The sequence below is a fragment of the Stenotrophomonas maltophilia genome (assembly GCF_047782825.1).
In the GTDB taxonomy this organism is placed as follows: domain Bacteria; phylum Pseudomonadota; class Gammaproteobacteria; order Xanthomonadales; family Xanthomonadaceae; genus Stenotrophomonas.
In genome coordinates this window covers 2269081-2295777 of sequence record NZ_CP180589.1, presented here as the reverse complement: position 1 = coordinate 2295777, position 26697 = coordinate 2269081, and the positions used below count along the sequence as shown (strand labels likewise).

General features: G+C 66.8%; 23 protein-coding genes. 15 read left to right on the top strand and 8 right to left on the bottom strand.

The window, feature by feature from the left end; translation table 11 throughout:
- Positions 1-3 precede the first annotated feature (3 nt).
- The 7 genes from secY to ACM2ZB_RS10820 all read left to right on the top strand — a co-directional run bounded on the left by secY (position 4) and on the right by ACM2ZB_RS10820 (position 5486).
- A complete protein-coding gene (secY, locus tag ACM2ZB_RS10850) occupies positions 4-1374 on the top strand; it encodes a preprotein translocase subunit SecY (RefSeq protein WP_313442478.1) in 1371 nt (456 codons plus the stop codon).
- A gap of 345 nt (positions 1375-1719) precedes the next feature.
- On the top strand, positions 1720-2076 hold the full coding sequence (gene rpsM, locus ACM2ZB_RS10845; protein WP_004145437.1) for a 30S ribosomal protein S13: 357 nt from the start codon (positions 1720-1722) through the stop codon (positions 2074-2076).
- 11 nt (positions 2077-2087) lie between these two features.
- A complete protein-coding gene (gene rpsK, locus ACM2ZB_RS10840) occupies positions 2088-2477 on the top strand; it encodes a 30S ribosomal protein S11 (RefSeq protein ID WP_004145443.1) in 390 nt (129 codons plus the stop codon).
- Positions 2478-2492: 15 nt separating this feature from the next.
- Complete coding sequence (gene rpsD / locus ACM2ZB_RS10835) at positions 2493-3122, top strand: 30S ribosomal protein S4 (RefSeq protein ID WP_416058484.1); 630 nt, start codon at positions 2493-2495, stop codon at positions 3120-3122.
- A 55-nt stretch (positions 3123-3177) separates the two neighbouring features.
- The gene (locus ACM2ZB_RS10830; RefSeq protein ID WP_004145453.1) at positions 3178-4176 is read left to right on the top strand and encodes a DNA-directed RNA polymerase subunit alpha; all 999 of its coding nucleotides are present in this window, start codon (positions 3178-3180) and stop codon (positions 4174-4176) included.
- A 188-nt stretch (positions 4177-4364) separates the two neighbouring features.
- Positions 4365-4748 (top strand): 50S ribosomal protein L17, encoded by a 384-nt coding sequence (gene rplQ, locus ACM2ZB_RS10825; protein WP_079220763.1) that lies wholly within the window; start codon positions 4365-4367, stop codon positions 4746-4748.
- A gap of 231 nt (positions 4749-4979) precedes the next feature.
- A complete protein-coding gene (locus ACM2ZB_RS10820) occupies positions 4980-5486 on the top strand; it encodes a disulfide bond formation protein B (protein ID WP_313442476.1) in 507 nt (168 codons plus the stop codon).
- A 106-nt stretch (positions 5487-5592) separates the two neighbouring features.
- Here the strand turns inward: ACM2ZB_RS10820 and ACM2ZB_RS10815 are convergent, their stop codons facing one another.
- On the bottom strand, positions 5593-7725 hold the full coding sequence (locus ACM2ZB_RS10815; protein ID WP_416058483.1) for a TonB-dependent receptor: 2133 nt from the start codon (positions 7723-7725) through the stop codon (positions 5593-5595).
- 222 nt (positions 7726-7947) lie between these two features.
- Between ACM2ZB_RS10815 and ACM2ZB_RS10810 the strand changes: the two genes are divergently transcribed.
- Together ACM2ZB_RS10810 and ACM2ZB_RS10805 are read left to right on the top strand one after the other, a co-directional pair.
- Entirely contained in the window at positions 7948-9339 is a 1392-nt protein-coding gene (locus ACM2ZB_RS10810; RefSeq protein ID WP_313442472.1) for a class II 3-deoxy-7-phosphoheptulonate synthase, read from the top strand.
- 508 nt (positions 9340-9847) lie between these two features.
- Entirely contained in the window at positions 9848-10990 is a 1143-nt protein-coding gene (locus ACM2ZB_RS10805) for a mechanosensitive ion channel family protein (RefSeq protein WP_416058482.1), read from the top strand.
- Between the two features lie 66 nt (positions 10991-11056).
- Here the strand turns inward: ACM2ZB_RS10805 and ACM2ZB_RS10800 are convergent, their stop codons facing one another.
- Genes ACM2ZB_RS10800 through typA form a run of 3 tightly spaced genes read right to left on the bottom strand, consistent with a single transcriptional unit; the run spans position 11057 to position 15047 of the window.
- Positions 11057-12679, bottom strand: coding sequence for an amidase (locus ACM2ZB_RS10800; protein ID WP_416058481.1), 1623 nt, complete (start codon positions 12677-12679; stop codon positions 11057-11059).
- 41 nt (positions 12680-12720) lie between these two features.
- Positions 12721-13188 (bottom strand): DUF2127 domain-containing protein, encoded by a 468-nt coding sequence (locus tag ACM2ZB_RS10795; protein WP_416058480.1) that lies wholly within the window; start codon positions 13186-13188, stop codon positions 12721-12723.
- 11 nt (positions 13189-13199) lie between these two features.
- Positions 13200-15047, bottom strand: a complete 1848-nt coding sequence (gene typA, locus ACM2ZB_RS10790; RefSeq protein WP_049456418.1) for a translational GTPase TypA — start codon at positions 15045-15047, stop codon at positions 13200-13202.
- 251 nt (positions 15048-15298) lie between these two features.
- Between typA and ACM2ZB_RS10785 the strand changes: the two genes are divergently transcribed.
- From ACM2ZB_RS10785 to ACM2ZB_RS10760, 6 genes are all read left to right on the top strand, one after another.
- Positions 15299-15790 (top strand): peptidylprolyl isomerase, encoded by a 492-nt coding sequence (locus tag ACM2ZB_RS10785; RefSeq protein ID WP_079220769.1) that lies wholly within the window; start codon positions 15299-15301, stop codon positions 15788-15790.
- A gap of 118 nt (positions 15791-15908) precedes the next feature.
- Positions 15909-16895, top strand: coding sequence for a malate dehydrogenase (locus ACM2ZB_RS10780; protein ID WP_004153634.1), 987 nt, complete (start codon positions 15909-15911; stop codon positions 16893-16895).
- Between the two features lie 76 nt (positions 16896-16971).
- A complete protein-coding gene (locus ACM2ZB_RS10775; protein WP_416058479.1) occupies positions 16972-17586 on the top strand; it encodes an RluA family pseudouridine synthase in 615 nt (204 codons plus the stop codon).
- Between the two features lie 656 nt (positions 17587-18242).
- Positions 18243-20123 (top strand): propionate--CoA ligase, encoded by a 1881-nt coding sequence (gene prpE / locus ACM2ZB_RS10770; protein WP_416058478.1) that lies wholly within the window; start codon positions 18243-18245, stop codon positions 20121-20123.
- A gap of 233 nt (positions 20124-20356) precedes the next feature.
- Complete coding sequence (locus ACM2ZB_RS10765) at positions 20357-20860, top strand: hypothetical protein (protein ID WP_416058477.1); 504 nt, start codon at positions 20357-20359, stop codon at positions 20858-20860.
- A 48-nt stretch (positions 20861-20908) separates the two neighbouring features.
- Entirely contained in the window at positions 20909-21964 is a 1056-nt protein-coding gene (locus ACM2ZB_RS10760; RefSeq protein WP_416058476.1) for a suppressor of fused domain protein, read from the top strand.
- A 67-nt stretch (positions 21965-22031) separates the two neighbouring features.
- On the opposite strand, the gene ACM2ZB_RS10755 is transcribed toward ACM2ZB_RS10760, so the two are convergent.
- The 4 genes from ACM2ZB_RS10755 to ACM2ZB_RS10740 all read right to left on the bottom strand — a co-directional run bounded on the left by ACM2ZB_RS10755 (position 22032) and on the right by ACM2ZB_RS10740 (position 26260).
- A complete protein-coding gene (locus ACM2ZB_RS10755) occupies positions 22032-22643 on the bottom strand; it encodes a glutathione S-transferase N-terminal domain-containing protein (protein WP_313434837.1) in 612 nt (203 codons plus the stop codon).
- Between the two features lie 85 nt (positions 22644-22728).
- A complete protein-coding gene (locus tag ACM2ZB_RS10750) occupies positions 22729-23187 on the bottom strand; it encodes a cell wall hydrolase (RefSeq protein ID WP_004154513.1) in 459 nt (152 codons plus the stop codon).
- Positions 23188-23482: 295 nt separating this feature from the next.
- Positions 23483-25513 carry an FAD-dependent oxidoreductase gene (locus ACM2ZB_RS10745; protein ID WP_416058475.1) on the bottom strand — a complete coding sequence of 677 codons (2031 nt, stop codon included), beginning with the start codon at positions 25511-25513 and terminating at the stop codon, positions 23483-23485.
- 105 nt (positions 25514-25618) lie between these two features.
- Complete coding sequence (locus ACM2ZB_RS10740) at positions 25619-26260, bottom strand: YczE/YyaS/YitT family protein (RefSeq protein ID WP_416058474.1); 642 nt, start codon at positions 26258-26260, stop codon at positions 25619-25621.
- Positions 26261-26697 lie beyond the last annotated feature (437 nt).

Below are 26697 nucleotides of genomic sequence, written 5' to 3'. Positions count from 1 at the left end.
ATCATGGCGCAAGCTGGCATCGGTAACCTCGCGGGCGGAATGGGCAAGTTCACTGAACTTCGCCAACGTTTGCTGTTCGTCGTCGGGGCTTTGATCGTCTATCGCATCGGCTGCTACGTGCCGGTGCCGGGCGTCAATCCCGATGCCATGCTTGCCATGATGCAACAGCAGGGCGGCGGCATCGTGGACATGTTCAACATGTTCTCGGGCGGCGCCCTGCACCGTTTGAGCATCTTCGCGCTCAACGTGATGCCGTACATCTCGGCATCCATCGTGATGCAGCTGGCCACTCACATCTTCCCCGCCCTGAAAGCGATGCAGAAGGAAGGTGAGTCCGGCCGCCGCAAGATCACCCAGTATTCGCGTATCGGTGCCGTGCTCCTGGCCGTGGTGCAGGGCGGCTCGATCGCCCTGGCGCTGCAGAACCAGGTCGACCCGAACAGCGGCGTGGCCGTGGTCTACGCACCGGGCATGGGCTTCGTGCTCACCGCCGTGGTCGCGCTGACCGCCGGCACCATGTTCCTGATGTGGGTCGGTGAGCAGGTCACCGAGCGCGGCATCGGCAACGGCGTCTCGCTGATCATCTTCGCCGGTATCGTCGCCGGCCTGCCGGGTGCGGTCATCCACACCTTCGATGCCTACCGCGACGGCAACATCCAGTTCATCCAGCTGCTGCTGATTGCCCTGGTTGTGCTGGCCTTCACCTTCTTCGTGGTGTTCGTCGAGCGTGGCCAGCGCCGGATCACGGTCAACTACGCGCGCCGCCAGGGCGGTCGCAACGCGTACATGAACCAGACCTCGTTCCTGCCGCTGAAGCTGAACATGGCTGGCGTCATCCCGGCGATCTTCGCCTCGAGCCTGCTGGCCTTCCCGGCCACCCTGGCCATGTGGTCCGGCCAGGCGGCCAACCAGAGCGCGCTGGGCCAGACCCTGCAGAAGATCGCCAATGCCCTGGGTCCGGGCGAGCCGCTGCACATGATCGTGTTCGCTGCGCTGATCACCGGCTTCGCGTTCTTCTATACCGCGCTGGTGTTCAACTCGCAGGAAACCGCCGACAACCTGAAGAAGTCGGGCGCGCTCATTCCGGGCATCCGTCCGGGCAAGGCCACCGCCGATTACATCGACGGCGTGCTGACCCGCCTGACTGCTGCCGGTTCGGCCTACCTGGTGATCGTCTGCCTGCTGCCGGAACTGATGCGCACGCAGCTGAACGCCTCGTTCTACTTCGGCGGTACTTCGCTGCTCATCGTGGTGGTGGTGGTGATGGACTTCATCGCCCAGGTGCAGGCGCACCTGATGTCCCACCAGTACGAGAGCCTGCTGAAGAAGGCCAACCTGAAGGGCGGCAACCGCGGCGGTTTTGCCCGCGGCTGACAAGCCTGTTATACTTTCGTCTTCCTGACGTGATGGTCCTCCGCTTCGCGGACTCTGGCCACACAAACGAAGGGCGGCCCCCGCAGCGGTTCCGGGTGGGGGTGTGGCGAGGTGGTCCTGCGCTGGAGTAGCGCGGGCGGCCCCGGGGAAACCCAGGTCCAACCTTGTCCGGCGCCGGAGCCTGGGCACACTCCCCAGGCCGGGTCCATGAAACTTGAATGTTTCACGGGCTTCCATGTAAACCGGAACCTTGTTAGTATCGCTAGTTCACTTTTTTGATCCATCCTGCCGGATTGGCGTGCCCGAGGCGCGCTGTCGGCCATCACTCAGCTGGAGAACCGCGTCATGGCGCGTATTGCAGGCGTCAACCTGCCAGCCCAGAAGCACGTCTGGGTCGGGTTGCAAAGCATTTACGGCATCGGCCGTACCCGTTCGAAGAAGGTCTGCGAAGTCGCAGGCGTTGCTTCGACCACCAAGATCCGCGATCTGTCGGAGCCGGAAATCGAGCGCCTGCGCGCCGAAGTCGGCAAGTACATCGTGGAAGGCGATCTGCGCCGTGAAATCGGCATCGCGATCAAGCGCCTGATGGACCTGGGCTGCTACCGCGGCCTGCGTCACCGTCGCGGTCTGCCGCTGCGTGGCCAGCGCACCCGTACCAACGCCCGCACCCGCAAGGGCCCGCGCAAGGCGATCAGGAAGTAAGGGACCTATAAATGGCTAAGCCCGCTGCTAAGACCAAGAAGAAGATCAAGCGCGTCGTCACCGACGGCGTTGCCCACGTCCACGCTTCGTTCAACAACACCATCGTGACCATCACCGACCGCCAGGGCAACGCTCTGTCGTGGGCGACCTCCGGTGGCGCTGGCTTCCGCGGTTCGCGCAAGTCGACCCCGTTCGCTGCCCAGGTGGCTGCCGAAAAGGCCGGTCGCGCTGCGCTGGACTACGGCGTGAAGTCGCTGGAAGTCCGCATCAAGGGCCCGGGTCCGGGCCGTGAGTCGGCCGTGCGTTCGTTGAACAACGTCGGCTACAAGATCACCAACATCATCGACGTGACGCCTATCCCGCACAACGGGTGCCGTCCGCCGAAGAAGCGTCGCGTCTAAAGGGAGCGATAAGAAATGGCTCGTTATATCGGTCCTACCTGTAAGCTCGCCCGTCGCGAAGGCGCCGACCTGTCCCTGAAGAGCCCGGCGCGTGCGCTGGACTCCAAGTGCAAGCTGGAGCAGAAGCCCGGCCAGCACGGCGCCACTGCCCGCAAGGGCAAGCTGTCCGACTACGCCACCCAGCTGCGTGAAAAGCAGAAGGTCAAGCGTATCTACGGCCTGCTGGAGCGTCAGTTCCGCAACTACTACAAGAAGGCCTCGACCAAGAAGGGCAACACCGGCGAGAACCTGCTGCAGCTGCTGGAAACCCGCCTGGACAACGTCGTCTACCGCATGGGCTTCGCCGTGACCCGTCCGGCTGCCCGTCAGCTGGTGTCGCACCGCGGCGTCACCGTGAATGGCAAGTCGGTCAACCTGGCTTCGTACCAGGTCAAGGCTGGCGACGCCATCGCTCTGTCTGAAAAGGCTGCCAAGCAGCTGCGCGTTCAGGAAGCCCTGACCGTCGCCGCCCAGCATGACATGAGCCCGTCGTGGGTTGAAGTGGATTCCGGCAAGTTCACCGGCATCTTCAAGGCTGTTCCGGATCGTTCGGATCTGCCTGCGGACATCAACGAAGCGCTGATCGTCGAGCTGTATTCGAAGTAATTCACATTGGAGAGCCCCCGGCGACGGCCGGGGGTTCACTAGGAGAACCCGCAACATGACGGTTACCGCCAACCAGGTTCTGCGTCCTCGCGGTCCGCAGATCGAACGCCTTACCGACACCCGTGCAAAGGTCGTTATCGAACCTTTGGAGCGGGGTTACGGGCATACGCTGGGCAACGCCCTGCGTCGCGTGCTGCTGTCGTCCATCCCGGGCTTCGCCATCACGGAAGTCGAAATCGACGGCGTGTTGCATGAGTACACCACGGTCGAAGGTCTGCAGGAGGACGTGCTCGAAGTCCTGCTGAACCTGAAGGACGTGGCCATCCGTATGCACTCCGGCGACAGCGCCACCCTGTCCCTGTCCAAGCAGGGCCCGGGCGTTGTCACCGCTGCCGACATCAAGGTCGACCACAATGTGGAGATCCTGAACGGCGACCATGTCATCTGCCACCTGACCAAGGACACGGCAGTCAACATGCGTCTGAAGATCGAACGTGGTTTCGGCTACCAGCCGGCTGCCGCGCGTCGTCGTCCGGACGAAGAAACCCGTGCCATCGGCCGCCTGGTCCTGGATGCCTCGTTCTCGCCGGTCCGCCGCGTCGCCTATGCCGTGGAAGCGGCCCGCGTCGAACAGCGTACCGATCTGGACAAGCTGGTCATCGATATCGAGACCAACGGCACCATCGACGCCGAGGAAGCCGTGCGCACCGCCGCCGACATCCTCAGCGACCAGCTGTCGGTGTTCGGTGACTTCACCCACCGCGACCGCGGTGCGGCCAAGCCGGCCAACAACGGCGTGGATCCGGTGCTGCTGCGCCCGATCGACGATCTGGAGCTGACCGTGCGTTCGGCCAACTGCCTGAAGGCTGAAAGCATCTACTACATCGGCGATCTGATCCAGAAGACCGAAGTGGAGCTGCTGAAGACCCCGAACCTGGGCAAGAAGTCGCTCACCGAGATCAAGGAAGTGCTGGCTCAGCGCGGCCTGTCCCTCGGCATGAAGCTGGAGAACTGGCCGCCGGCCGGCGTCGCCAGCCACGGCATGCTGGGCTGATATCGGTAATGCCTGAAGGCTCCACCGTTCGCGGTGGGGCCTTCAACGCAACACATTGCCACGACGAACCCCAGGTTCGCGGGCAGGTCGTCCAGGACGGATGGCCAGGACCAACCGCAGTCCGCGCAGCAACGCCAGGAAGGCGACAACGATCCACACAGCCTCATCATTAACCAAGGAATATCACCATGCGTCACATGAAGTCTGGCCGTAAGTTCAACCGTACCAGCGCCCACCGCGAAGCGATGTTCAAGAACATGGCCGCCTCGCTGTTCAAGCACGAGCTGATCAAGACCACCCTGCCGAAGGCCAAGGAACTGCGCCGCGTCGCCGAGCCGCTGATCACCCTGGCCAAGGTCGACTCCGTCGCCAACCGCCGTCTGGCTTTCGCCCGCCTGCGTGACAACGAAGCCGTGGGCAACCTGTTCACCATCCTGGGCCCGCGTTACGCGAACCGTCCGGGCGGCTACCTGCGTCTGCTGAAGTGCGGTTTCCGCGCCGGCGACAACGCTCCGATGGCCTACGTCGAGCTGGTCGACCGTCCGGCCGTGGCCGAGGAAGTGGCCGAGTAATCGGACCGCTCCAACGCGACACAGCGAAAGCCCGGCCTCTGCCGGGCTTTTGCGTTCTGGTAGCGCCGGGCCTTGCCCGGCGTTTCCGTTTCCGCTGCGCTCGCCGGGCATGGCCCAGCGCTACCGGCAGCTGGCGCTGACCCACACCGTTCCGACAGGCGTGCCATGTGGCGGTTCGAACGGGGCGTGCTGTCGGTTACGCTTGGCGCCTGATCCGTTCGAGCGTTCCCGATGAATCCATTGCGCTGGCCCTTCCGCGCCCAGTTCCTGCTGGGCTTCCTGATCTGCGCGGGCCTGCTGGGCTACGCCATCTTCCTGCAGCTGAAGATGGGTCTGGAGCCGTGCCCGTTGTGCATCTTCCAGCGCCTGGCATTCGCCGCGCTCGGCCTGCTGTTCCTGATCGGTGCGCTGCACGGGCCGTCCAACCGCCCGGGTCGCGCGACCTACGGCATCCTGGCGTTCATCGCAGCGGCCGTGGGCATCGGCATCGCCGCGCGCCACGTGTACGTGCAGATGCTGCCGCCGGAGATGGGCGCCACCTGTGGCCCTCCGCTGAGCTTCCTGCGCGAGACGATGGGGCCGCTGGAGGTGTTCCGCACCGTGCTGACCGGCACCGGCAACTGCGGCAACATCGACTGGACCTTCCTGGGCCTGACCATGCCGATGTGGTCGGGCGTGTGGTTCGTGCTGCTGGCGCTGTGGGCGCTGCTGGTGTCGCTGCGCAAGGTCAAGCGCTGAAAGCACAACGGGGTCGGATCCCTTTGCGCAGCAAAGGGCTCCGACCCCATTGGCAGCCACGCGTGGCGTGGCTCTACTGCGAATCAGGGATCCGACCCTCGCCCGATCAGAAGTCCTGCTGCAGGCTCAGGTAGGCGCCGCGGCGCGGGCCCCACTGCGGGGCGAACACGCCCACGCCACCGCCATCACGCAGCTGGTAGCTGCGGTCCAAAGCGTTGATCACCGCCAGCTGCACATGCAGCGGGTGCCCGCTGTCGGCATTGAAGTCGTGGCCGGCACTCAGGTTCACCTGCAGGTAGGACGGCAGCTCACCACCGTTGGGTACCGTGTCGGTGTCCGAGCGCAGGCCGCTGCCGAACACGTAGTTCGCACCGATCCGGTTGTGGCCGGCAAACGCATAGCTGACGCCGCCGGACGAGGTCAGCTTCTGGTCGTGGTCCAGATGGATCCAGTGGTCTGCCGCGTAGGCCAGGGCATCGGGATCGAGGTTGTACTGGCTGGTGATGACGTCGGTACCGATGGCCTTGTTCAACGCGGCGTTGAAGTAGGCGCTGAAAGGACCATTGCTGTAGTCGGCGCTGAATTCCAGCCCGCGGATATGGCCGCGGCGGTAGTTGAAGGTCGAGTAGATGTAGGCCGCGCCGAACTGGCCTTCGTCCTGCAGGCGCGAGACGCGGCGGTCATACGCATCCAGGCCCAGGGTCAGGTGCTCGCCCACCTGCTGGGAAACGCCGACGTCGTAGTAGTCGCTGCGCTCGGCCAGCGGAATGTTGTTGCCACCGGACGGCTGTGCGTTGGTGGTGCCGTCATACAGGCTGATGTCGCTGGTGGCGATCAGCTCGCTGGCCGGCGGGGTGAAATAACGCGAGTAGCCGGCATGCACGGTGGTGCTGTCGCTGGCATTCCAGACCACGCCCAGGCGCGGGCTGAGCTGGCCCTCGGTCTGGCCGAAGGCCCTGTAGCGGTCGCCGCGCAGGCCGTAGTTGACCGTCCAGTCATCGCCGATGCGCCATTCGTCCTGCACGTAGACGGCCATCGTGGTGGCCTTGAACGCGCTGCTGTCGGCAATCTGCAGCGGCGTGGTGCTGGCCTGCGCGCCGTCGTCGTCAACCGGGAACACCCAGCTGTTGTTGCTGGCGCGGGCGCGCTCCTGGTTGCCGTACACGCCGTAGCGCAGGGTGTGGTTGTCACCCAGCGGCGTGGAGAAATCCGCCTGCAGGGTATTGGCGCGGTTGCTGCGCTTCACCTGCGAGGCGACGCCGCTGAACACCAGATCGCCCACTACATCGGGGTTGAACCCCACATCGCTGTACCGCTGCCCGGCCGAGACCTGGTAGGCGGTCTGGCCCAGCGTGCCCTGCAGTACCAGCATGCCGAAGCGGGTGGTCTCGCGCTGCGTCTCATCCAGCTGGCTGGAATCGAACGTGGTGGTGTCCAGGTAGCCGAACTGCGGTGTCTGGCCCGGGTTGACCGGAATCTGGAAGCGGTTGTTGGCGAAGCCGGCGAACACGCTCAGGCGGGTCGTGTCGTTGACCAGGTAGGTCAGGTCGGCGAAGGCCTTGCCCTGGTGGGTGTCGTCATGTTCCGGCTTGCGCGAGCGGGTCGGGTTCTCAAGGCCGACGTCATTCTGGTCGTAGTTGCCGGTCAGGAACCAGCTCCAGCGGCCCTGGTTGCCCCACCACGAGGCGTTCGGGTTGACCTTGCCGAACGATCCGGTGGTGATGCCGGCGCTGCCACCGTTGCCCAGCTCGGCGCCGCTGCGGGTGGTGATGTCCACCACCGCAGCGGTACGTTCGCCGAACTGCGCCGGCAGCGCGCCATCCATCAGGCGGATGCTCTTGATGGTGCGTGCATCCAGGGTCTGGCCGAAGCCGGAGATCGACTCGGGCAGCAGCACGCCGTTGATGCGGTACTGCAGGTTGGCGTGGTCGCCGCGCACGTGCACGCCGCCGTAGGAATCCTGGACCACACCCGGCGCCTGCAGCAGCACCTGGCTGAGCGGCGCGGACGCGCCCAGCGGCTGCTTCTGGATGTCCTCGGCGGTGATCTGGTACTGGCTGCTGCCGATATCCGGCGACAGCGCGTTGCGGGCCTGGTCCAGCTGGGCGCTGACGGTGACCGCGTCCAGGTCCTTGACCGGCGCCGCGTCGGCGGCGGCATCGGCGGCCAGGGCCAGGGAGGGCAGGCTGGCCAGGGCCAGGGCGAAGGTGATGCCGGTAGCGAGCAGGGAAGGCTTCATGGCGGATGGGCTGCGGAAGGGGCCGGGGCAGGGGAGGAGGGAGTGTTACTTCGTAACAATGCGTGGCGAATCATGCGCCTGTCCGGGCGTGCGTGGGCATGCGGTTTGTGGCCTCTCGCGTGAACCTTTCCCCGGCGTTCAGGCATGTGCAGACGGCGGCGGGCCCTTTGCGCCAGCGGCCGGCTCTGCGACCATGACCGCCCCCCACCCCGGAAGCCTGCAATGAGCCTGTCCGCCGTTCCGCCTGTCCCCGATCCCGCTGCCAGCGCCGCTGGCGCCGCCTGGTCGCCGGAGAGCTGGCGCGGCAAGACCGCGCTGCAGATGCCGACCTATCCCGACCCGGTGGCCCTGGATGCTGCCCTGCACGAGCTGAAGCGGCTGCCGCCGCTGGTCACGTCCTGGGAGATCCTGGCGCTGAAGCAGCAGCTGGCCGATGCCCAGGAGGGCAAGCGCTTCCTGCTGCAGGGCGGCGACTGCGCGGAAAACTTCAGCGACTGCGAATCGGGCACCATTTCCAACCGCCTGAAGGTCCTGCTGCAGATGAGCCTGGTGCTGGTGCACGGCCTGCGCCAGCCGGTGATCCGCGTGGGTCGCTTTGCCGGCCAGTACGCCAAGCCGCGTTCGGCCGATACCGAGACCCGCGACGGCGTGACCCTGCCCAGCTACCGCGGTGATGTGATCAACGCACCGGCGTTCACCGAAGCCGCCCGCCTGCCCGACCCGCGGCGGATGCTGCAGGCCCACGCGCATTCGGCGATGACGATGAACTTCGTGCGGGCGCTGATCGATGGCGGCTTCGCCGATCTGCACCATCCCGAATACTGGAACCTGGAGTGGGTGCGGCATTCGCCGCTGGCCGCCGAGTACCAGAAGATGGTGGCCTCGATCGGCGACGCGGTGCACTTCATGGAGACCCTGGCCGGGGCCCGTGTGCACAACCTCAACCGCATCGATTTCTACACCTCGCACGAAGCACTGCTGCTGCCCTACGAGCAGGCGCTGACCCGGCAGGTGCCGCGCCAGCAGGGCTGGTTGAACCTGAGCACGCATTACCCGTGGATCGGCATGCGCACGGCCGCGCTGGATGGCGCGCACGTGGAGTACCTGCGGGGCGTGCGCAACCCGATCGCGATCAAGGTCGGCCCGTCGGTGCAGCCGGACCAGCTGCTGCGGTTGATCGACGTGCTGAACCCGGACGACGAGCCGGGCCGCCTGAGTTTCATCCACCGCATGGGCGCCGCGCAGATCGCCGAGAAGCTGCCGCCGCTGCTGGATGCGGTCAAGCGTGATGGCCGCCGCGTGCTGTGGGTGTGCGATGCGATGCACGGCAACACCGAGAGCACGGCGAACGGCTTCAAGACGCGCCGCTTCGACAACGTGCGTGGCGAGGTGGAGATGTCCTTCGACCTGCACGCAGCCGCGGGCACGCGCCTGGGTGGCGTGCACCTGGAGCTGACCGGCGAGGACGTGACCGAATGCACCGGTGGCGCGCGTGAACTGACCGAACGTGACCTGGAGCGTGCGTATCGTTCCACGGTGGACCCGCGGTTGAATTACGAGCAGTCGCTGGAGATCGCGATGGCGATCGTGCGCAAGCAGGAGCAGGCAAGGTAGTTTTTTTTGCAGGGCTTGCAGCCCTGCGCCTGCCGAATCAACGTCAACGACAAAAGCGGGTTTCCCGCGAGTGGGCGGGGCGGTGTGGGTGGGCAGGACACGCCGCAAGTACGTCCATATAGGCTCGTAGGCGCCATCCATGGCGCCTGCGGTCCTGCCCACCCACACCGCCCCGCCTCTGACAGGTTCACGCGATCTGTCGGACCAGCACGAGGTCGGATCCCGTTGCGCAGCAACGGGCTCTGACCCCGGGTTCATTTCGATTCCGATTGAGATTCATCCACGCATGGCGTGGATCTACTGTGTCGACCAAGGTCGACGCCCACCAGAGCAGAATGCGGTTCCACCATCCCGCGGAATGCACGCTTTTGACGTTGCTGTTGACGTTGACGTTGACGTTGATTCAGCAGGTGCAGGGCCGCAGGCCTTGCATCAAACCCACCCGCTGACGTGATGCTCATGCCGCCTGCGCGACCCTGTGGGTTCATGCAATGCGCGAGGGTCTGCGGTGGGCTGGCAACATGTGCAGGACTATCTGTGGCCGATCGGTGCGGCGCTGCTGCTCGGCGGCCTGGCCGCGTGGGGCGTGCTGGCCCTGTATCGCCGCCTGCGCGGGCGCGACCGGCGGCGCGCGCGCATCGGTCGGGTGATCGGGCCGCCGCTGGCGATGGCCTTGCCGCTGTTGCTGCTGGTGCCCGCGCTGCAGGCCACGCCGCTGCCCGAGCGCATGCTGGACCAACTGCTGCGCGTGCTGCACATCGGCTTGACCGCGTGCTTCGTCTGGCTGCTGGTGCGCTCGGTCGCGGCCGGTGAACGCGCGATCCTGCGCAGCCATCCCATCGATGTGTCCGACAACCTGGCCGCGCGCCGCATCCAGACCCAGACCCGCGTGCTCAGCCGTGTGCTGATGGGCGGCATCATCGTGCTGGGTGCGTCGCTGGTGCTGCTGACCTTCCCCATGGTGCAGAAGATCGGCACCGCGCTGCTCGCTTCGGCCGGCCTGATCGGCCTGGTGGCCGGTATCGCCGCCAAGCCGGTGTTCGGCAACCTGATCGCCGGTCTGCAGATCGCGGTCACCCAGCCCATCCGGCTGGATGATGTGGTGATTGTCGAAGGCGAGTGGGGCCGCATCGAGGAAATCGGCAGCAGCTACGTGGTGGTGCGCATCTGGGATGAGCGGCGCATGGTGGTGCCGTTGACCTGGTTCATCGAGCATCCGTTCCAGAACTGGACACGGCGCAGCGCCGATCTGCTGGGTACGGCCTTCCTGTGGCTGGATTACCGTGCGCCGATCGCGGCGATCCGTACCGAACTGGAACGCATCTGCCGTGGCGAGGCACTGTGGGATGGCCGGGTCTGCGTGACCCAGGTGACCGAGACCAGCGAGCGCGCGATCCAGGTGCGCCTGCTGGTCAGCGCGCGCAGTTCCGGTGATGCCTTCGACCTGCGCTGCCTGGTGCGCGAGCGGATGCTGGATTTCCTCGCCCGCGAACACCCGCAGTCGCTGCCGCAGGTGCGCGCGCGGCTGCAGCACGAGGACGAGCTGGACATGCCGCGCGGGCCGCGTGCACGCACGGCGGATGTGCGCTCGCCGGGCGCGGAGGATGGTGAAGCGGCGATCGTGCCGGGGGAAGCGGAACCCGAACGGTAGCGCCGGGCCATGCCCGGCGAGCGCAGCGGCACGTGCCGTCCGCCGGGCATGGCCCGGCGCTACCGGTTACGGGTCGCCCGCGTCGATCAGGGCATCGGTATCGAAGTGCGGCGGGCGCCGCGCGCGGGTGCGCTGTTCGTAGGCGTAGGCCATCTCGATCAGCTTCGGTTCGCTCCACGCCGTGCCCATGAACAGCAGGCCGGCGGGCAGGCCGTCGATCTGCCCCATCGGTACGCTCAGGCTGGGGTAACCGGCCACGGCGGCGGCGCTGTAGCTTTCGCCGGGGAAATCGTCGCCGCTGCTGCGGATCGGCCAGGCGATGCCGGTGGTGGGGGCAATCAGCGCGTCCAGCCGGTGGGCGGCCAGCGCGGCATCGATGCCCTCCGGGCCCGCCAGGCGGCGCGCGTCGCTGCGTGCGCGGATGTAGGCGGGGTCGGCCAGGCCGGCGGTGGCGTCGGCCTCCTGCAGCAGCTCCTGGCCGAACAGGCCCAGTTCCTGCCCGTGATGGGTCTGGTTGAAGGCGATCAGGTCGGCCAGGCGGCGCAGCGGGGCCTGGTAGGTGCCGAAGTAGCGCTCCAGCCCCGCCTTGAATTCGTACAGCAGCACCGTGCGCTCGGCATCGTTCCAGGCGCCCTGGTTGGGCAGAGCGACCGGGATCACCTCGGCACCGGCGCGGCGCAGTTCGGCCACGGCCTGTTCCATCAGCGGCGGCATGCCCCGGTATTTCAGCAGGGGCGTCTGCAGCAGGCCCAGGCGCTTGCCGCGCAGGCCCTGCGGGTCCAGCCGGGCGGTGTAGTCGTAGACGGCGCGGCCGGGCATGGTGGCGGTGGCCGGGTCGGCATCGTCACGGCCGGCGATGGCGGTCAGCACGGCGGCGGCATCGGCCACGCTGCGGGTCATCGGGCCGGCGGTGTCCTGGCTGAACGAGATCGGGATGATGCCCTCGCGGCTGACCAGGCCCACGGTGGGCTTCAGGCCGACCACGCCGTTGATCGCCGCCGGGCAGACGATGCTGCCATCGGTTTCGGTACCGATCGCCACGCTGGCCAGGTTGGCGGACACGGCCACGGCGCTGCCACTGCTGGAACCGCAGGGCGAATGGCTGAGGCGGTACGGGTTGCGGGTCTGGCCGCCGCGTGCGCTCCAGCCGGAAATCGAATCATTGCCGCGGAAGTTGGCCCATTCGCTCAGGTTGGCCTTGCCCAGCACCACGGCGCCGGCTTCGCGCAGGCGCCGCACCAGGTAGGCATCGGCGGGGCGGAAGCCCTGCAGCGCCAGCGAGCCGGCCGTGGTGGCCATGGGCGCGGCGTTGATGTTGTCCTTCAGCAGCACCGGGATGCCATGCAGCGGGCCGCGCAGGCGGCCGGCACGGCGCTCGCGGTCGCGGTCGGCGGCTTCCTTCAGCGCATCGGGATTCAGTTCCAGCACGGCGCGCAGGCGCGGACCGGCGCGGTCCAGTGCGGCAATGCGCTGCAGGTAGGCGGCGGTAAGCGTGGCGCTGTCCAGTTCGCCGGCGACCATCCGCGCCTGCAGGTCGGCCACATCGGTTTCGGCGTAGGGGAAGGGCACGGTGCTGCTGCCAGGTTCGGCCGCATGGGCGGCAGGCGTGGCCGGGGAACAGCCCACGGCAAGCAGCGCGGTCAGGGCCGCGGTCAGGCAGGTCAGCAGGGTTGGCAGGAACGGGCGCATCGGGCGGCTGGGTCGGCTCCAATCGCCAGTGTAGCGGCTGCTCAGTGGCGGCGCTTGCGCAGGTCGCGGGCCAGCACGTAGACAACCACCAGGTTGATCACCAGCACGCCCCACGACGCCCAGCCGGGGTGGCGCACGATCGCGTAGATATCGAAGGGCAGGTAGATCGAGGCGGTCAGGCAGCCCAGCCACGAGGCCCACGCCTTGGCCTTCCACAGGCCCCAGGCTTCGACCAGGTGCAGCAGGCCGTAGCCGATCATCGCCGCTGCGGCCAGGTGCACCGCGTCAGGACTGATCATGTTCAACAGCGAGGGCAGGGTGCCGTGATCCGGGTCCAGGCTGAAACGCCGGATCAGGGCATTGACCCCGTCGCGAAGCGGCTGCGGACCGAGCACTTCCAGCCCGGTCGCAGCCAACAACGCCAGCATCGCCTTGCTCGCTTCGAGCAGGGCGATGACATGGAGACCCGGATGCCGATGTGGATCCGGGTTGTAGCCGTCATGGCTCACGGTCTGCTGGCTCAGCCGCCGCGCGAGGCCTTCTTGCGGTCGCTTTCGGTCAGGAACTTCTTGCGCAGACGGATCTCCTTCGGGGTGATCTCGACCAGCTCGTCGTCTTCGATGAAGTCCAGGGCCTGTTCCAGCGAGTACTTGATCGCCGGGGTCAGCTGGATCGCATCGTCCTTGCCCGAAGCGCGCATGTTGGTCAGCGGCTTGGTCTTGATCGCGTTGACGGTCAGGTCGTTGTCCTTGGAGTGGATACCGACCAGCTGACCTTCATACACGTTGTCGCCTTCAGCAGCGAACAGCTTGCCGCGCTCCTGCAGCGGGCCCAGCGAGTAGGCCGGCGTGGTGCCCGGCGCATTGGCGATCATCACGCCGTTGATGCGCTTGGCAATCGCGCCCTGTTCCTTCGGACCGTAGTGGTCGAACACGTGGAACAGCAGGCCCGAACCCTGGGTGAGGGTCTTGAACTCGTTCTGGAAGCCGATCAGGCCACGGGCCGGGATCGAGTATTCCAGGCGCACGCGGCCCTTGCCGTCCGGCTCCATGTTCTTCAGCTGGCCCTTGCGGGTGCCCAGCTTTTCCATCACGCCGCCCTGGTGGATCTCTTCGATGTCCACCACCAGCTGCTCGATCGGCTCCATCATCTGGCCGTCGATTTCCTTGATGATGACTTCCGGGCGCGACACGGCCAGCTCGTAGCCTTCGCGACGCATGTTCTCGATCAGCACCGACAGGTGCAGCTCGCCACGGCCGGAAACCAGGAACTTGTCGGCGTCTTCCAGCTGTTCGACCTTCAGGGCCACGTTGTGGACCTTTTCACGGTCCAGGCGGTCCTTGATCTGGCGGCTGGTCAGGAACTTGCCGCCGGACAGGTCCTTGTTGCCGGCAAACGGCGAGTTGTTGACCTGGAAGGTCATCGAGATGGTCGGCTCGTCGACGGTCAGTGCCGGCAGCGCTTCCGGGGTGTCCGGGTGGCACAGGGTGTCGGAGATGGTCAGCTCCGGAATACCGGAGATGGCGACGATGTCACCGGCTTCGGCGGTGTCCTGCTCGATGCGTTCCAGGCCCAGGAAGCCCAGCACCTGCGCGACCTTGCCGTTGCGCTTCTTGCCTTCACGGTCGATGACCGCGACTTGCATGTTCTTCTTCAGGGTGCCGCGCTGGATGCGGCCGATGCCGATCACGCCCACGAAGTTGTTGTAGTCCAGCTGGCTGATGCGCATCTGGAAGGCGCCTTCCGGATCGACTTCCGGCTTCGGCGCGTGCTGCATGATGGCTTCGTACAGCGGGGTCATGTCGCCGTCACGCACGGTGTCTTCCAGGCCGGCGTAGCCGTTCAGGGCCGAGGCGTAGACGATCGGGAAGTCCAGCTGCTCGTTGGTGGCGCCGAGCTTGTCGAACAGGTCGAAGACCTGGTCGATCACCCACTCCGGACGCGAGCCCGGGCGGTCGACCTTGTTGACCACGACGATCGGCTTGAAGCCCATCGCGAAGGCCTTCTGGGTGACGAAGCGGGTCTGCGGCATCGGGCCGTCCATCGCGTCGACCAGGATCAGCACGGTGTCGACCATCGACAGCACGCGCTCGACCTCGCCGCCGAAGTCGGCGTGCCCCGGGGTGTCGACGATGTTGATCCGGTTCTTGATGCCGGTCTTCTTGTCTTCCCAGGTGATGGCGGTGTTCTTGGCCAGGATGGTGATGCCGCGTTCCTTTTCCTGGTCGTTGCTGTCCATCACGCGCTCGGCGAGGACGGTACGCTCGGACAGGGTGCCGGACTGCTTCAGCAGCTGGTCGACCAGGGTGGTCTTGCCATGGTCGACGTGGGCGACGATGGCGATGTTGCGAAGGTTTTCGATGGACATACGAAAGGGGGCCAGTCGGCGCCGGATTTTGAAAAAGAAGTCCAACATTATACGTCGAAGTTGACGATTCGCGAAAACCTGTCTTTCAGGCCCGGTCGGATGCCCATTCAGCAGCCCCCGGGGACCCTGCCTGAACGGCGTCCCCCGGCCGACTGCGCCGGTCCCGTTGGCCCAAGGTCGAAGCCGCCGCCGCCACGAGCCGGGTGTAAACTAGATGGCTAGACGCATTCCCATCTGCACCAAGGATCTTCATGTCCCTCATCGCCACTTTCGACACCACCCAGGGCCCGATCAAGGTCGAGCTGTTTGCCGACAAGGCGCCGCTGACGGTTGCCAACTTCGTGAACCTGGTCAAGCAGGGCTTCTATGACGGCCTGATCTTCCACCGCGTGATCGCCGACTTCATGATCCAGGGCGGCTGCCCGCAGGGTCGTGGCACCGGCGGCCCGGGCTACAAGTTCGAAGACGAGAAGAACGGCGTGAAGCACGAGGTCGGCTCGCTGTCGATGGCCAACGCCGGCCCGAACACCAACGGCAGCCAGTTCTTCATCACCCACATCAAGACCGACTGGCTGGACGGCCGCCACACCGTCTTCGGCAAGGTCCTGGAAGGCCAGGCCATCGTCGATTCGGTCAAGCAGGGCGACGTGATCCATTCGATCACCCTGGAAGGCGACGTCGACGCCGCGCTGGCCGCACAGGCCGACCGCGTCGCCGAGTGGAACAAGATCCTCGCCGCCTGATCCCCCTTCGAAACGGCCACCCCTCGGTGGCCGTTTCCCTGTTCCCCGCCGCACGCCAGGCCTGCGTGGCCACGCCCGCGGCGTTCCATCCAACGCTTGCAAGCAAGAGGAAACCCCCATGAAAGCACCCGTTCGTGTTGCCGTGACCGGCGCTGCCGGCCAGATCGGTTACGCCCTGCTGTTCCGCATCGCCTCCGGCGAAATGCTGGGCAAGGACCAGCCGGTCATCCTGCAGCTGCTGGAACTGCCGGTCGACAAGGCCCAGGCCGCCCTGAAGGGCGTGATGATGGAACTGGAAGACTGCGCCTTCCCGCTGCTGGCCGGCATGGTCGGCACCGACGACGCCGAAGTGGCCTTCAAGGATGCCGACATCGCCCTGCTGGTCGGCGCGCGTCCGCGCGGCCCGGGCATGGAGCGCAAGGACCTGCTGCTGGAAAACGCCAAGATCTTCACCGCCCAGGGCGCGGCGCTGAACAAGGTCGCCAGCCGTGACGTGAAGGTGCTGGTGGTCGGCAACCCGGCCAACACCAATGCCTACATCGCCATGAAGTCGGCCCCGGACCTGAAGCCGGAAAACTTCACCGCCATGCTGCGCCTGGACCACAACCGCGCGCTGAGCCAGCTGTCGACCAAGCTCGGCAAGCCGGTCGGTGGCATGGAGAAGCTGGTCGTGTGGGGCAACCACAGCCCGACCATGTACCCGGACTACCGTTTCGCCACCGCCGATGGTGCGTCCATCGCCGATGCCATCAACGACCAGGAATGGAACGCCAACACCTTCATCCCGACCGTGGGCAAGCGTGGCGCAGCGATCATCGAAGCCCGCGGCTCGTCCTCGGCTGCTTCGGCCGCCAACGCCGCCATCGACCACGTGCGTGACTGGGTGCTGGGCAGCAACGGCAAGTGGGTCACCATGGGCGTGCCGTCCGACGGTTCCTACGGCATTCCGGAAGGCGTGATCTTCGGCTTCGCCGTGACCACCGAAAACGGCAAGTACACCCTGGTGAAGGATCTGCCGATCGACGACTTCAGCCAGAAGTACATCGACAAGACCCTGGCCGAGCTGGAAGAAGAGCGCGCCGGCGTCGCCCACCTGCTGGGCTGATACGGGCCTCGGCCGGTACGCAGAAAACGGGGAAGCTTCGGCTTCCCCGTTTTCGTTTGAACGACTACGGACACCGATGATCCACCTGCATTACATCGATGACGCGCTGCTGCTGGCCGAGAAGCCGGCCGGGCTGCTGTCCGTGCCGGGCCGCAGCGAGGAAAACCAGGACTGCGTGGTGGCGCGCCTGCAGGCGTTGTACCCGGATGCACTGACCGTGCACCGGCTGGACCAGGTGACGTCGGGCCTGCTGTTGCATGCGCGCGGCAAGGCGATGCAAGCGGCGTTGTCGATGCAGTTCGAGCAGCGGCAGGTGGGCAAGCGTTACGAGGCCGTGCTGCAGGGGCTGCTGGCCGACGATGCCGGTGACGTGGACCTGCCGTTGATCGTGGACTGGCCGAACCGGCCGAAGCAGATGGTCGACCACGCGCGCGGCAAGCCGGCGCTGACGCGCTGGCAGGTTTTGGCCCGCGATGTGGAGGCGGGCACTACGCGCGTGGCGCTGGAGCCGGTGACCGGCCGCAGCCATCAGTTGCGCCTGCACATGGCCAGTCTTGGCCATCCCATCGTCGGTGACGTGCTGTATGGCGCCGCGCCGGCGCAGCGGGTGCATCTGCATGCGTGCGCGTTGGCGTTCACGCACCCGGTGACGGGGATTGCTCTCGCGTTCGAGTCCCTGGCTCCGTTCTAGGGGTTCGGCAGGGCTGCGCCCTGCACCTGCCGAAGCTCTACAAGCCAAAGCCAACGTCAAAAGCGGCTCTGGTTTTCTGTGTGTTGGGCGGGGCGGTGTGGGTGGGCAGGACACGCCGTAAACCCATCCCTGGGGGCTCGTAGGCGCCATCCATGGCGCCTGCGGTCCTGCCCACCCACACCGCCCCACCCCCGACAGATCTCCGCGGCGGTTGGTAACGCCGGCTGTTGCTCTTGGTAGGTGTCGACCTTGGTCGACACGATTTTTCCATCAGATATCGAAATTCATCTGGGGTCGGAGCCCGTTGCGCAGCAACGGGATCCGACCCCGTGCCGACCAACGGTCGGCACCCACCAGAGCAGAACGCCGTACCGACAGATCGCAGAAAACTGTCGAAGGCGGGGTGGGTCCGGTTGCGGGGGTGTCCGCGGCATGGATGCCGCGGCCAAGCCTACAGGGACGTACTTGCGGCGTCCCCCGCAACTGGACCCACCCCGCCATCCCCAGGAAGCCAGCTTTTGACGTTGACGTTGACGTCAGCAGGTGCAGGGCTGCAAGCCCTGCAGACCACAGCCACCCCCTACCAAGGTAGGGCGGCCCGCCCGCCAGCCCGGCACTATGCTCGAAGCCATGACTTTGTCTGGGAGGGCTGCGTCATGAACTACGAGGAAACCTACCGACGCTCGATCGACGAGCCGGAGGCGTTCTGGGGCGAGGAAGCCAAGCGCATCTATTGGCACACCCCGCCAAAGCAGGTGCTGGACTACAGCACCCCGCCGTTCCGTCGCTGGTTCGTCGGTGGCGAAACCAACCTCTGCTACAACGCCGTCGACCGCCACCTGGCCGATCGCCCCGACCAGCTTGCGCTGGTCGCGGTCTCCACCGAAACCAATGTCACCCGCGAAATCACCTACCGCCAGCTGTACCGCGAGGTGAACGACTTCGCCGCGGTGCTGCAGCGGCTGGGCGTCGGCCACGGTGACCGCGTGGTCATCTACATGCCCAACATGGCCGAGGCCGTGTTCGCCATGCTCGCCTGCGCGCGTATCGGTGCCGTGCATTCGGTGGTGTTCGGTGGCTTCGCCGCGCACAACCTGGCGTTGCGCATCGACGATGCCAAGCCCAGGTTGCTCATCGCCGCTGATGCCGGCATGCGCGGTGGCAAGGTCATTCCCTACAAGGGCATGGTCGATGCCGCCTGCGCCGAGGCGGCCAACCCGCCGCCGCATGTGCTGATCGTCTCGCGCGGGCTGGATCCGGCTGAGCCGCGCGTGCCGGGGCGCGATGTCGATTACGCCGAGCTGCGTGCGCAGGTGGGCGAGGTGGACGTGCCGGTGAAGTGGCTCGAATCCAGCGAACCCAGCTATCTGCTGTACACCTCCGGCACCACGGGCAAGCCCAAGGGCGTGCAGCGCGATGTGGGGGGCTATGCGGTGGCGATGGCGCAGTCCATGCAGACCGTGTTCGACTGCAAGCCGGGGCAGGTGATGTTCTCCACCTCCGATGTCGGCTGGGCCGTGGGCCATTCCTACAATGTGTACGGCCCGCTGATCGGTGGCTGCACCTCGCTGCTGTACGAAGGCCTGCCGACCAACCCGGATCCGGGCATCTGGTGGGCGCTGTGCGAGCAGTACAACGTGCGCACGATGTTCTCTTCGCCCACCGCCATCCGCGTGCTGAAGAAGCACGATGCCGACTTCATCCACCGCCATGACCTGGATGCGCTGAAATACCTGTTCCTGGCCGGTGAGCCGCTGGATGAGCCGACCGCGCACTGGATCAGCGAGGCGCTGGGCAAGCCGATCATCGACAATTACTGGCAGACAGAAACCGGCTGGCCGGCACTGACCCTGCTGCCGGGGCTGGACATGAAGCCGGTGCGCTTCGGTTCGCCGGGCTTCCCCAATCTCGGCTATCGCATGAAGGTGATCGACGAGAACACCGGCGAGGAAGTCGCCGCCGGGCAGAAGGGCGTGCTGGTGGTGACCCCGCCACTGCCGCCGGGCTGCATGAGCACGGTGTGGAATGACGACGCACGTTTCCTGCAGAGCTACTTCAGCCACTTCAAGGAACTGCTGTACAGCTCGCTGGACTGGGCCATCCGCGATGACGATGGCTACACCTTCATCCTGGGCCGCACCGACGATGTGATCAACGTGGCCGGGCACCGGCTGGGCACGCGTGAGATCGAGGAGGCCATTTCCGGCCACCCGCGCGTGGCCGAGGCAGCGGTGATCGGGGTCAAGGACGAGCTGAAGGGGCAGGTGCCGCTGGTGTTCGTCACCCTCAAGCAGGGGCTCAACGGCGAGGATCCCGCACCGGTGGTGGCCGAGATGATGGCGGCGGTGACCGCCTCGCTGGGCGCGGTGGCACGGCCGGCGCATGTGCACGTGGTCAACGCGCTGCCCAAGACCCGCTCGGGCAAGCTGCTGCGGCGCTCACTGCAGGCCCTGGCCGAACAGCGCGACCCGGGCGACCTGTCGACCCTGGATGATCCCGGGGCGCTGGAAGAGATCCGCCGCGCGCTGGGGCGGTAAACCGCTTCTGTAGAGCCGAGCCCGCGCTCGGCTGCGTTTGCCTGGTGGAGAAAAGCCGCCAGGCATGGCCTGGCGCTACCCAAGCCGGCCAGCACATGCGCTAAGCTCGGCCTGTCATCGGTCTGCAACATCGCCTGCGCTTCGGGGAAGCTGCGCAGGCGCCGCCGATGGCAACCAAGGGGGCGCGCCCGCCAGGGCGTGCAGGTGAAGCGCATCAAGGATTGGGGGGATGCATGGCACTGCTGTATGCCAAGACGGCCGCGGGCCGCCAGGAAATCGAAGACCGTGCGCGCCGGCTGCCGGCGGCATTGCGTTCGATCCTGCTGATGGTCGATGGCCAACGCGATGACAATGAACTGCGTGGCCTGTTCGATGGCCTGCGCGCGCCGCAGGACGCCCTGCAGCAACTGGCTGCGCTGGCGCTGATCGAAGTGGTCGGTGGCTCGGTCGATCCGGTCCCGGCGCGCGGGCTCTGCAGCGGGCGCGAGCAGGACCCGGCGCTGTACCAGCAGCTGTATGACGCGATGAGCGAGGCGGTGCGCCGCCATCTGGGCCTGAAAGGCTATTTCATGCAGCTGAAGATCGAACGCTGCACCGATGCCCGGGCGCTGGAGGGCTTGTGTCCGGAACTGCTGGCTGCGGTGGGCAAGGCGCGCAGCCCGGCACTGGCGCAGCGCTGGTGGCAGGAAACCCAGGCCTTGCTGACAGCGCCTGACAACGGGGTCGTGCAGGCCTGACCCGGCGGGTAAAGTGGGGAGCTGTTTTTTCCCCATGAGGATGCCCGCGTGCAGGACGAACACGAAGACACCGATACGCCCGGCTGGGATGCGATCAACGCGGCCCTGGCGCCGCTGTATGCCGGCCAGGAGCCACGTCATTACGGCACCGCGCTGCCGTACACACTGGGCGGGCAGGATCCGCTGGATGGCATCAGCGTGTACTGGGCCGCGACGCCGCTGCCGCACTGGCACTACATCACCTATGGCTTTTCCGAGCTGTACGCGAAGGAAAGCAGCGATGCCGGCACCAGCGGTTATGGCTTCGAGCTGACCTTCCGGCTGGCCGCCGCTGCCGGCGAGACCGCCGACAGCACGCCGCCGGTGTGGCCGTTGAACCTGCTGCAGAACCTGGCGCGCTATGTGTTCGGCAGCGGCAACGTGTTCGAGGATGGCCACCACCTCAATGCCAATGGTCCCATCGCGCTGGAGACCGACACGCGCCTGTGCCATCTGGCCTTCATTGCCGACCCGCAGCTGCCCGCGCGCGATACGGCCAATGGCCACCTGCAGTTCCTGCAGCTGGTGGGCCTGACCGACGAGGAGATGGAAGCGGTCAAGCGCTGGTCGACCCGCGGCGTGCTGCAGGCCCTGCAGCCGGCGATGCCGCTGTGGATCAGCGACCTGCAGCGCGGCAACCTGCTGGACGATCCGGCGTTGGCCGCGCAGGTGCGGGCGGGCAGCGAAGGCGAGGGCTCCAGTACCGGCATGCTGTTCATCGAAACCCTGGCCTGGCGCCAGGAGGCCCGCGTGACCACGCTGGTGCTCGGTGCCGGGCAGGTGCCCAGCATCGGCGAACTGCTGCCGCTGCGGCTGCGCCATGGCCGGTCGCTGGAACTGGTCAACCGTGAACGCCAATGGGCCTTCACCCCGGCCGACGGCGAGGGGCCGAACGAGGTGGGCGATGACAGCGCGCGCTGGGCGCTGGATGAGGCGGGGCTGCAGGCCTTGGCCGCCGTACCGGCACAGCGTGGGCGCTACCGCGTGACCGACGCGCTGTACATCGACGTGGTGCCGACCCAGCTGCGCGACGGCAAGGGCAACGTCATCCGCGAGATCGGCTGAGCACAGCGAAGGCGCGGGTGGGGTCGGAGCCGTTTGCTGCGCCGACGGATCCGACCCCGTGTCAGGCTCAGGCCAGGCCTTCGGCCTTCAGCACGGCCTGCACGCCGGCATCGGCTTCCATGCGGGTTTTGTAGGCGGCCACGTTCTCCAGGCCGGACAGGTCGACCTTGGCCGCCGCGGCCCAGCGCAGGGTGATGTAGAAGTAGGGATCGGCGAAGCTGCGGAAACCGGCCAGCCACGGCTTGTCGGCCAGCTGCTTGTCTGCGGTTTCGAACAGGCCGCGCAGGCGCTTGCGCGCGGCGGTGCGGATGGCGTCGTACTGGCCTTCATCGGCGATGAACTTGGCCGGCCCGAACAGCGGCGAGAACGCCGGGTGCACGTCCGAATTGACGAAGGCCAGCCAGCGGGTGGCCTCGGCGCGCTGCTGCGCACTGCCATCGCCGCCCAGCCCGGCCTGCGGGAAGCTGTCGGCGATGTAGCCCATGATGGCCGCGTTCTGCAGCAGGATGAAATCACCATCGACCAGGGCGGGGACCGCGCCGGCCGGGTTGATCTTCAGGAATTCCGGACCCTTCAGGGTGTCCTTGTCCAGCAGTTCCACTTCGTAGGGCTGGCCGGTCCACTGCAGGGCGATGTGGTCGGCGGTGGAACAGGCACCGGGCTTGCTGTACAGCTTCATGGGGACTCCAGGCGGGCGTTGCGGGAAACACCCACTATCCCAGAGCCGGCCGGCGCGCGGCAACGCTGCCGCCGGCAACAGATCGTTACGACTGGCGAGGCTTGAGGTTCTGCACCTTATAGAAGGTGTGATCGCCGATGGTGGCCACCTGGTAGGCATTGCGCCAGTTCGGGCTGGCAATGGACAGGGCGGCGAAGTGGCTGGCGCCGGGCACGATCTCGCGGCGTTCGCCGGCCGGCAGCGCCCAGTTGCGCTCGGCGTCGAAGGCCACGTTCATCGCTTCGCTCCAGGCCGCATCGTTGCCCAGCTGGGTGCCGGGGGAGACGATGGTCGGGGCGAACTGCTTGCGGGCGGTGACTACCTGGCACATCGAGTCCCCCCACAGACCGCTGTCGAGGCGGCGCAGGGCGACTTCGGCCACGGCCTGCTGGCCGCGCAGGGTCTGGTCGCGGGCTTCCAGGTAGACGGTGGTGCTCAAACACAATGAATCAGCGGCCGGCTGCGGCAACAACTGCGACAGCCAGAGAATCCAGGCCAGTTTCATATAACTCCTTGCTCCGTGTGGGCCGCACCACGGGGTTCCAGCAGCGGGGGCTGCAGGCCGGGGTACGACTTGGCGTCATGGGGAGGCGGCCATCGGGGCCGCCCCGTGGGCGGCCCCAAAAGAAACGATCAGTCCGATCGAGGGGGCCGCGCCGGCTCACCGGAAACTGGCTGGTGAGCAGAAAGTTGGCGCAAGGTAGGGGGGAATAGCCGAACGCATCCTGAATCGGTCCGCTTGACATTCAGGTTGGGGCGGGGTGACGGAAATCACATTCCGCCCCCCATTCAGGCCCGTTCTACAGCGCTGCAGCCACCCGGCTGCCCTGATCGATCGCACGTTTTGCATCCAGTTCGGCGGCCACATCGGCGCCGCCGATCAACTGCGCGGCGATGCCGGCAGCCTGCAGTTCGGCCATCAGCGCACGGTTCGGTTCCTGGCCTGCGCAGATCACCACATGGTCGACCGGCAGCAGCTGTTCGCTGCCGTCCACGCGGATGCGCAGACCTGCATCGTCCACGCCCACGTACTCCACACCGCCCAGCATGCGCACGCCCTTGGCCTTCAGCGTGGCGCGATGGATCCAGCCGGTGGTCTTGCCCAGCCGCGCACCGGGCTTGCCGGGGCTGCGCTGCAGCAGCCACAGGCGTCGCGGTGACGCTTCGGCCTCGGGCCGGGCCAGCGAGCCGCGGGCTTCGAAACTGCCATCCACGCCCCATTCGGCCATCCAGCGCTGCGGGTCCAGCGACGGCGATGGGCCCGCATGGCTGAGGAATTCGCCCACATCGAACCCGATGCCGCCGGCGCCGATGATCGCCGCGCTGGCGCCGACCTCGACCCGGCCCTGCAGCACGTCCAGGTAGGTCACCACCTTGGGGTGGTCGGCACCGGCGAAGTCGACCCGGCGCGGGGTGATGCCGGTGGCCAGCACCACCTGGTCGAAGCCGGCCAGGGCTGCTGCATCGGCCCGGGTGCCCAGGCGCAGCTGCACGCCGGTCTCCCGCAGCTTGTGGCCGAAGTAGCGCAGGGTCTCGTAGAACTCTTCCTTGCCGGGGATGCGCTTGGCCACGTTGAACTGGCCGCCGATCTCCTTGTGGGCATCGAACAGGGTGACCTGGTGGCCACGTTCGGCGGCCACCGTGGCGCAGGCCAGGCCGGCCGGGCCTGCGCCGACCACCGCCACCTTCTTCGGCGCGGTGGTGGGGCGGTAGACCAGCTCGGTCTCGTGCGCGGCACGCGGGTTGACCAGGCAGCTGGCCAGCTTGTTCTCGAACACGTGGTCCAGGCAGGCCTGGTTGCAGGCGATGCAGGTGTTGATCGCCTCGGCGCGGCCGGCACGGGCCTTGTTGGGCCACTGTGGGTCGGCCAGCAGCGGGCGCGCCAGCGACACCATGTCGGCGCCGCCGCTGGCGAGGATGCGCTCGGCCACCTCGGGCATGTTGATGCGGTTGGTCGCCACCAGCGGCAGCGTCACATGCGGCTTGAGCTTGGCGGTGACCCCGGCGAAGGCCGCGCGCGGCACCGAGGTGGCGATGGTCGGGATGCGCGCTTCGTGCCAGCCGATGCCGGAGTTGATGATCGTCGCACCGGCCGCCTCGATCGCCTGCGCCTGCTGCACGATCTCTTCCCAGTTGCTGCCGTCTTGCACCAGGTCGACCAGCGACAGGCGGTAGATGATGATGAAGTCCGGGCCACAGGCCTCGCGGATGCGGCGCACGATCTCAACCGCGAAGCGCATGCGCTGGCTGGCGTCGCCGCCCCAGGCATCGGTGCGCTTGTTGGTGCGCGGGGCGATGAACTCGTTGATGAGGTAGCCCTCCGAGCCCATCACTTCCACGCCGTCGTAGCCGGCCTCGCGGGCCAGCTTCGCGCTGCGTGCGTAATCGGCGATATGCCGTTCCACACCACTGGCCGACAGCGCGCGCGGGGTGAACGGATTGATCGGCGCCTTCAGCTTGGACGGGGCCACCGACAGGGGGTGGTAGGCGTAGCGGCCGGCGTGCAGCAGCTGCAGGCAGATCTTCGCGCCGTGCTGGTGCGCGGCGGCGGTCAGCTGGCGGTGCGGGCGTACTTCCCAGGGCCAGGACAGCTTGCCGCCGAAGGGCTTGAGCCAGCCGACCACGTTGGGCGCGAAGCCGCCGGTGACGATCAGGCCGACACCGCCTTCGGCGCGCTCGGCGAAGTAGGCGGCCAGGCGCGGGAAATCGCGCGCGCGATCTTCCAGGCCGGTGTGCATCGAGCCCATCAGCACCCGGTTGCGCAGCTGGGTGAAGCCCAGGTCCAGCGGGGTGAACAGATGCGGGTAGGCGGTTTCGTTGGCTGGCGACATGATCGATACGCTTGCGTACGGAAGCGCGAAGCGTGCCGCGAAATGGCGGCCGGAGCAAGGGCTGGTGCAGCGCACGGTAGCGCCGGGCCATGCCCGGCGATGCAGTCATCCGTGGCCGCGCTGCGCGCTCGCCGGGCGCGGCCCGGCGCTACCACCGGCCGCACGACCAATGCCGAACCAGCCCAGGGTCACCCCGCACAGCGGGCCGATCAGCAGGGCGAAGGCCAGCGTGCCCAGGCCCACGTCGCCGCCCAGCCACCAGCCCAGCAGCAGGACGCTGCCTTCGATCAGACTGCGCACCTTCCAGATCGCCCAGCCGGTGCGCGCGTGCAGGCCGGTCATCAGCCCGTCGCGCGGGCCGGGGCCCAGGCGTGCGCCGATATACAGGCCGGTGGCCAGGGCGACCAACAGCATGCCGGTGGCGAACATCGCCAGCTGCCAGCCCAGGCCGACCGCCGGTGGCAGCAGCCACAGCCCGAACTGGGCCGACGGGCCGATCAGCAGCACGTTGAGCACGGTGCCCAGGCCGGGCTTCTGCCGCAGTGGCCACCACAGCAGCAGCACCAGCGCGCCGATCACGTTGGTGGCCAGGCCGAAGGACAGCGGCGTCTGCGCGGCGATGCCCTGCGAAAGCACATCCCACGGCGCCACCCCGATGGCGGCGCGGATCATCAGTGAGGCGCCGAAGCCATACAGGAACAGGCCGACGATCAGTTGCAGCAGGCGCAGGGGCAGGGCGGTAGGCATGGGGGTTCCGGGGGGGGGGGGATCTGTTCCCACCGTAATCCTGGAATGGCTGGCGCCATAGATACAGATGCCGGGCAATACACGCGCACAGCAAGGGGAGGAGCCTGGTAGGTGGTTGACGGAAATGGCCTGCTCATGGGCCTGCGGATTTCCGCTGCGGGAGGATTGAAGGGAAGCCTGGAACAGGGTTCAGTAATGCGGCTGATTTACGACACATGGCGACGGCTTTCATCCGCTGGCCGACGCTGACCTGCTCCACCTCATAAGGTTCCTCACTTCGGCGGGCGCGCGCTGAACCTTTTGTCGGGCGCGTATGCGCGCGTTGTCGCTGATGCCGCTTAATCCCCTTGAAACCCTTGTCGTGCGGGGGTCTTGCGGATTTTCATGATCCTGTATAGGGTTTCAACGTCGGACCGGTGGCCGGTCGTGTACGACGC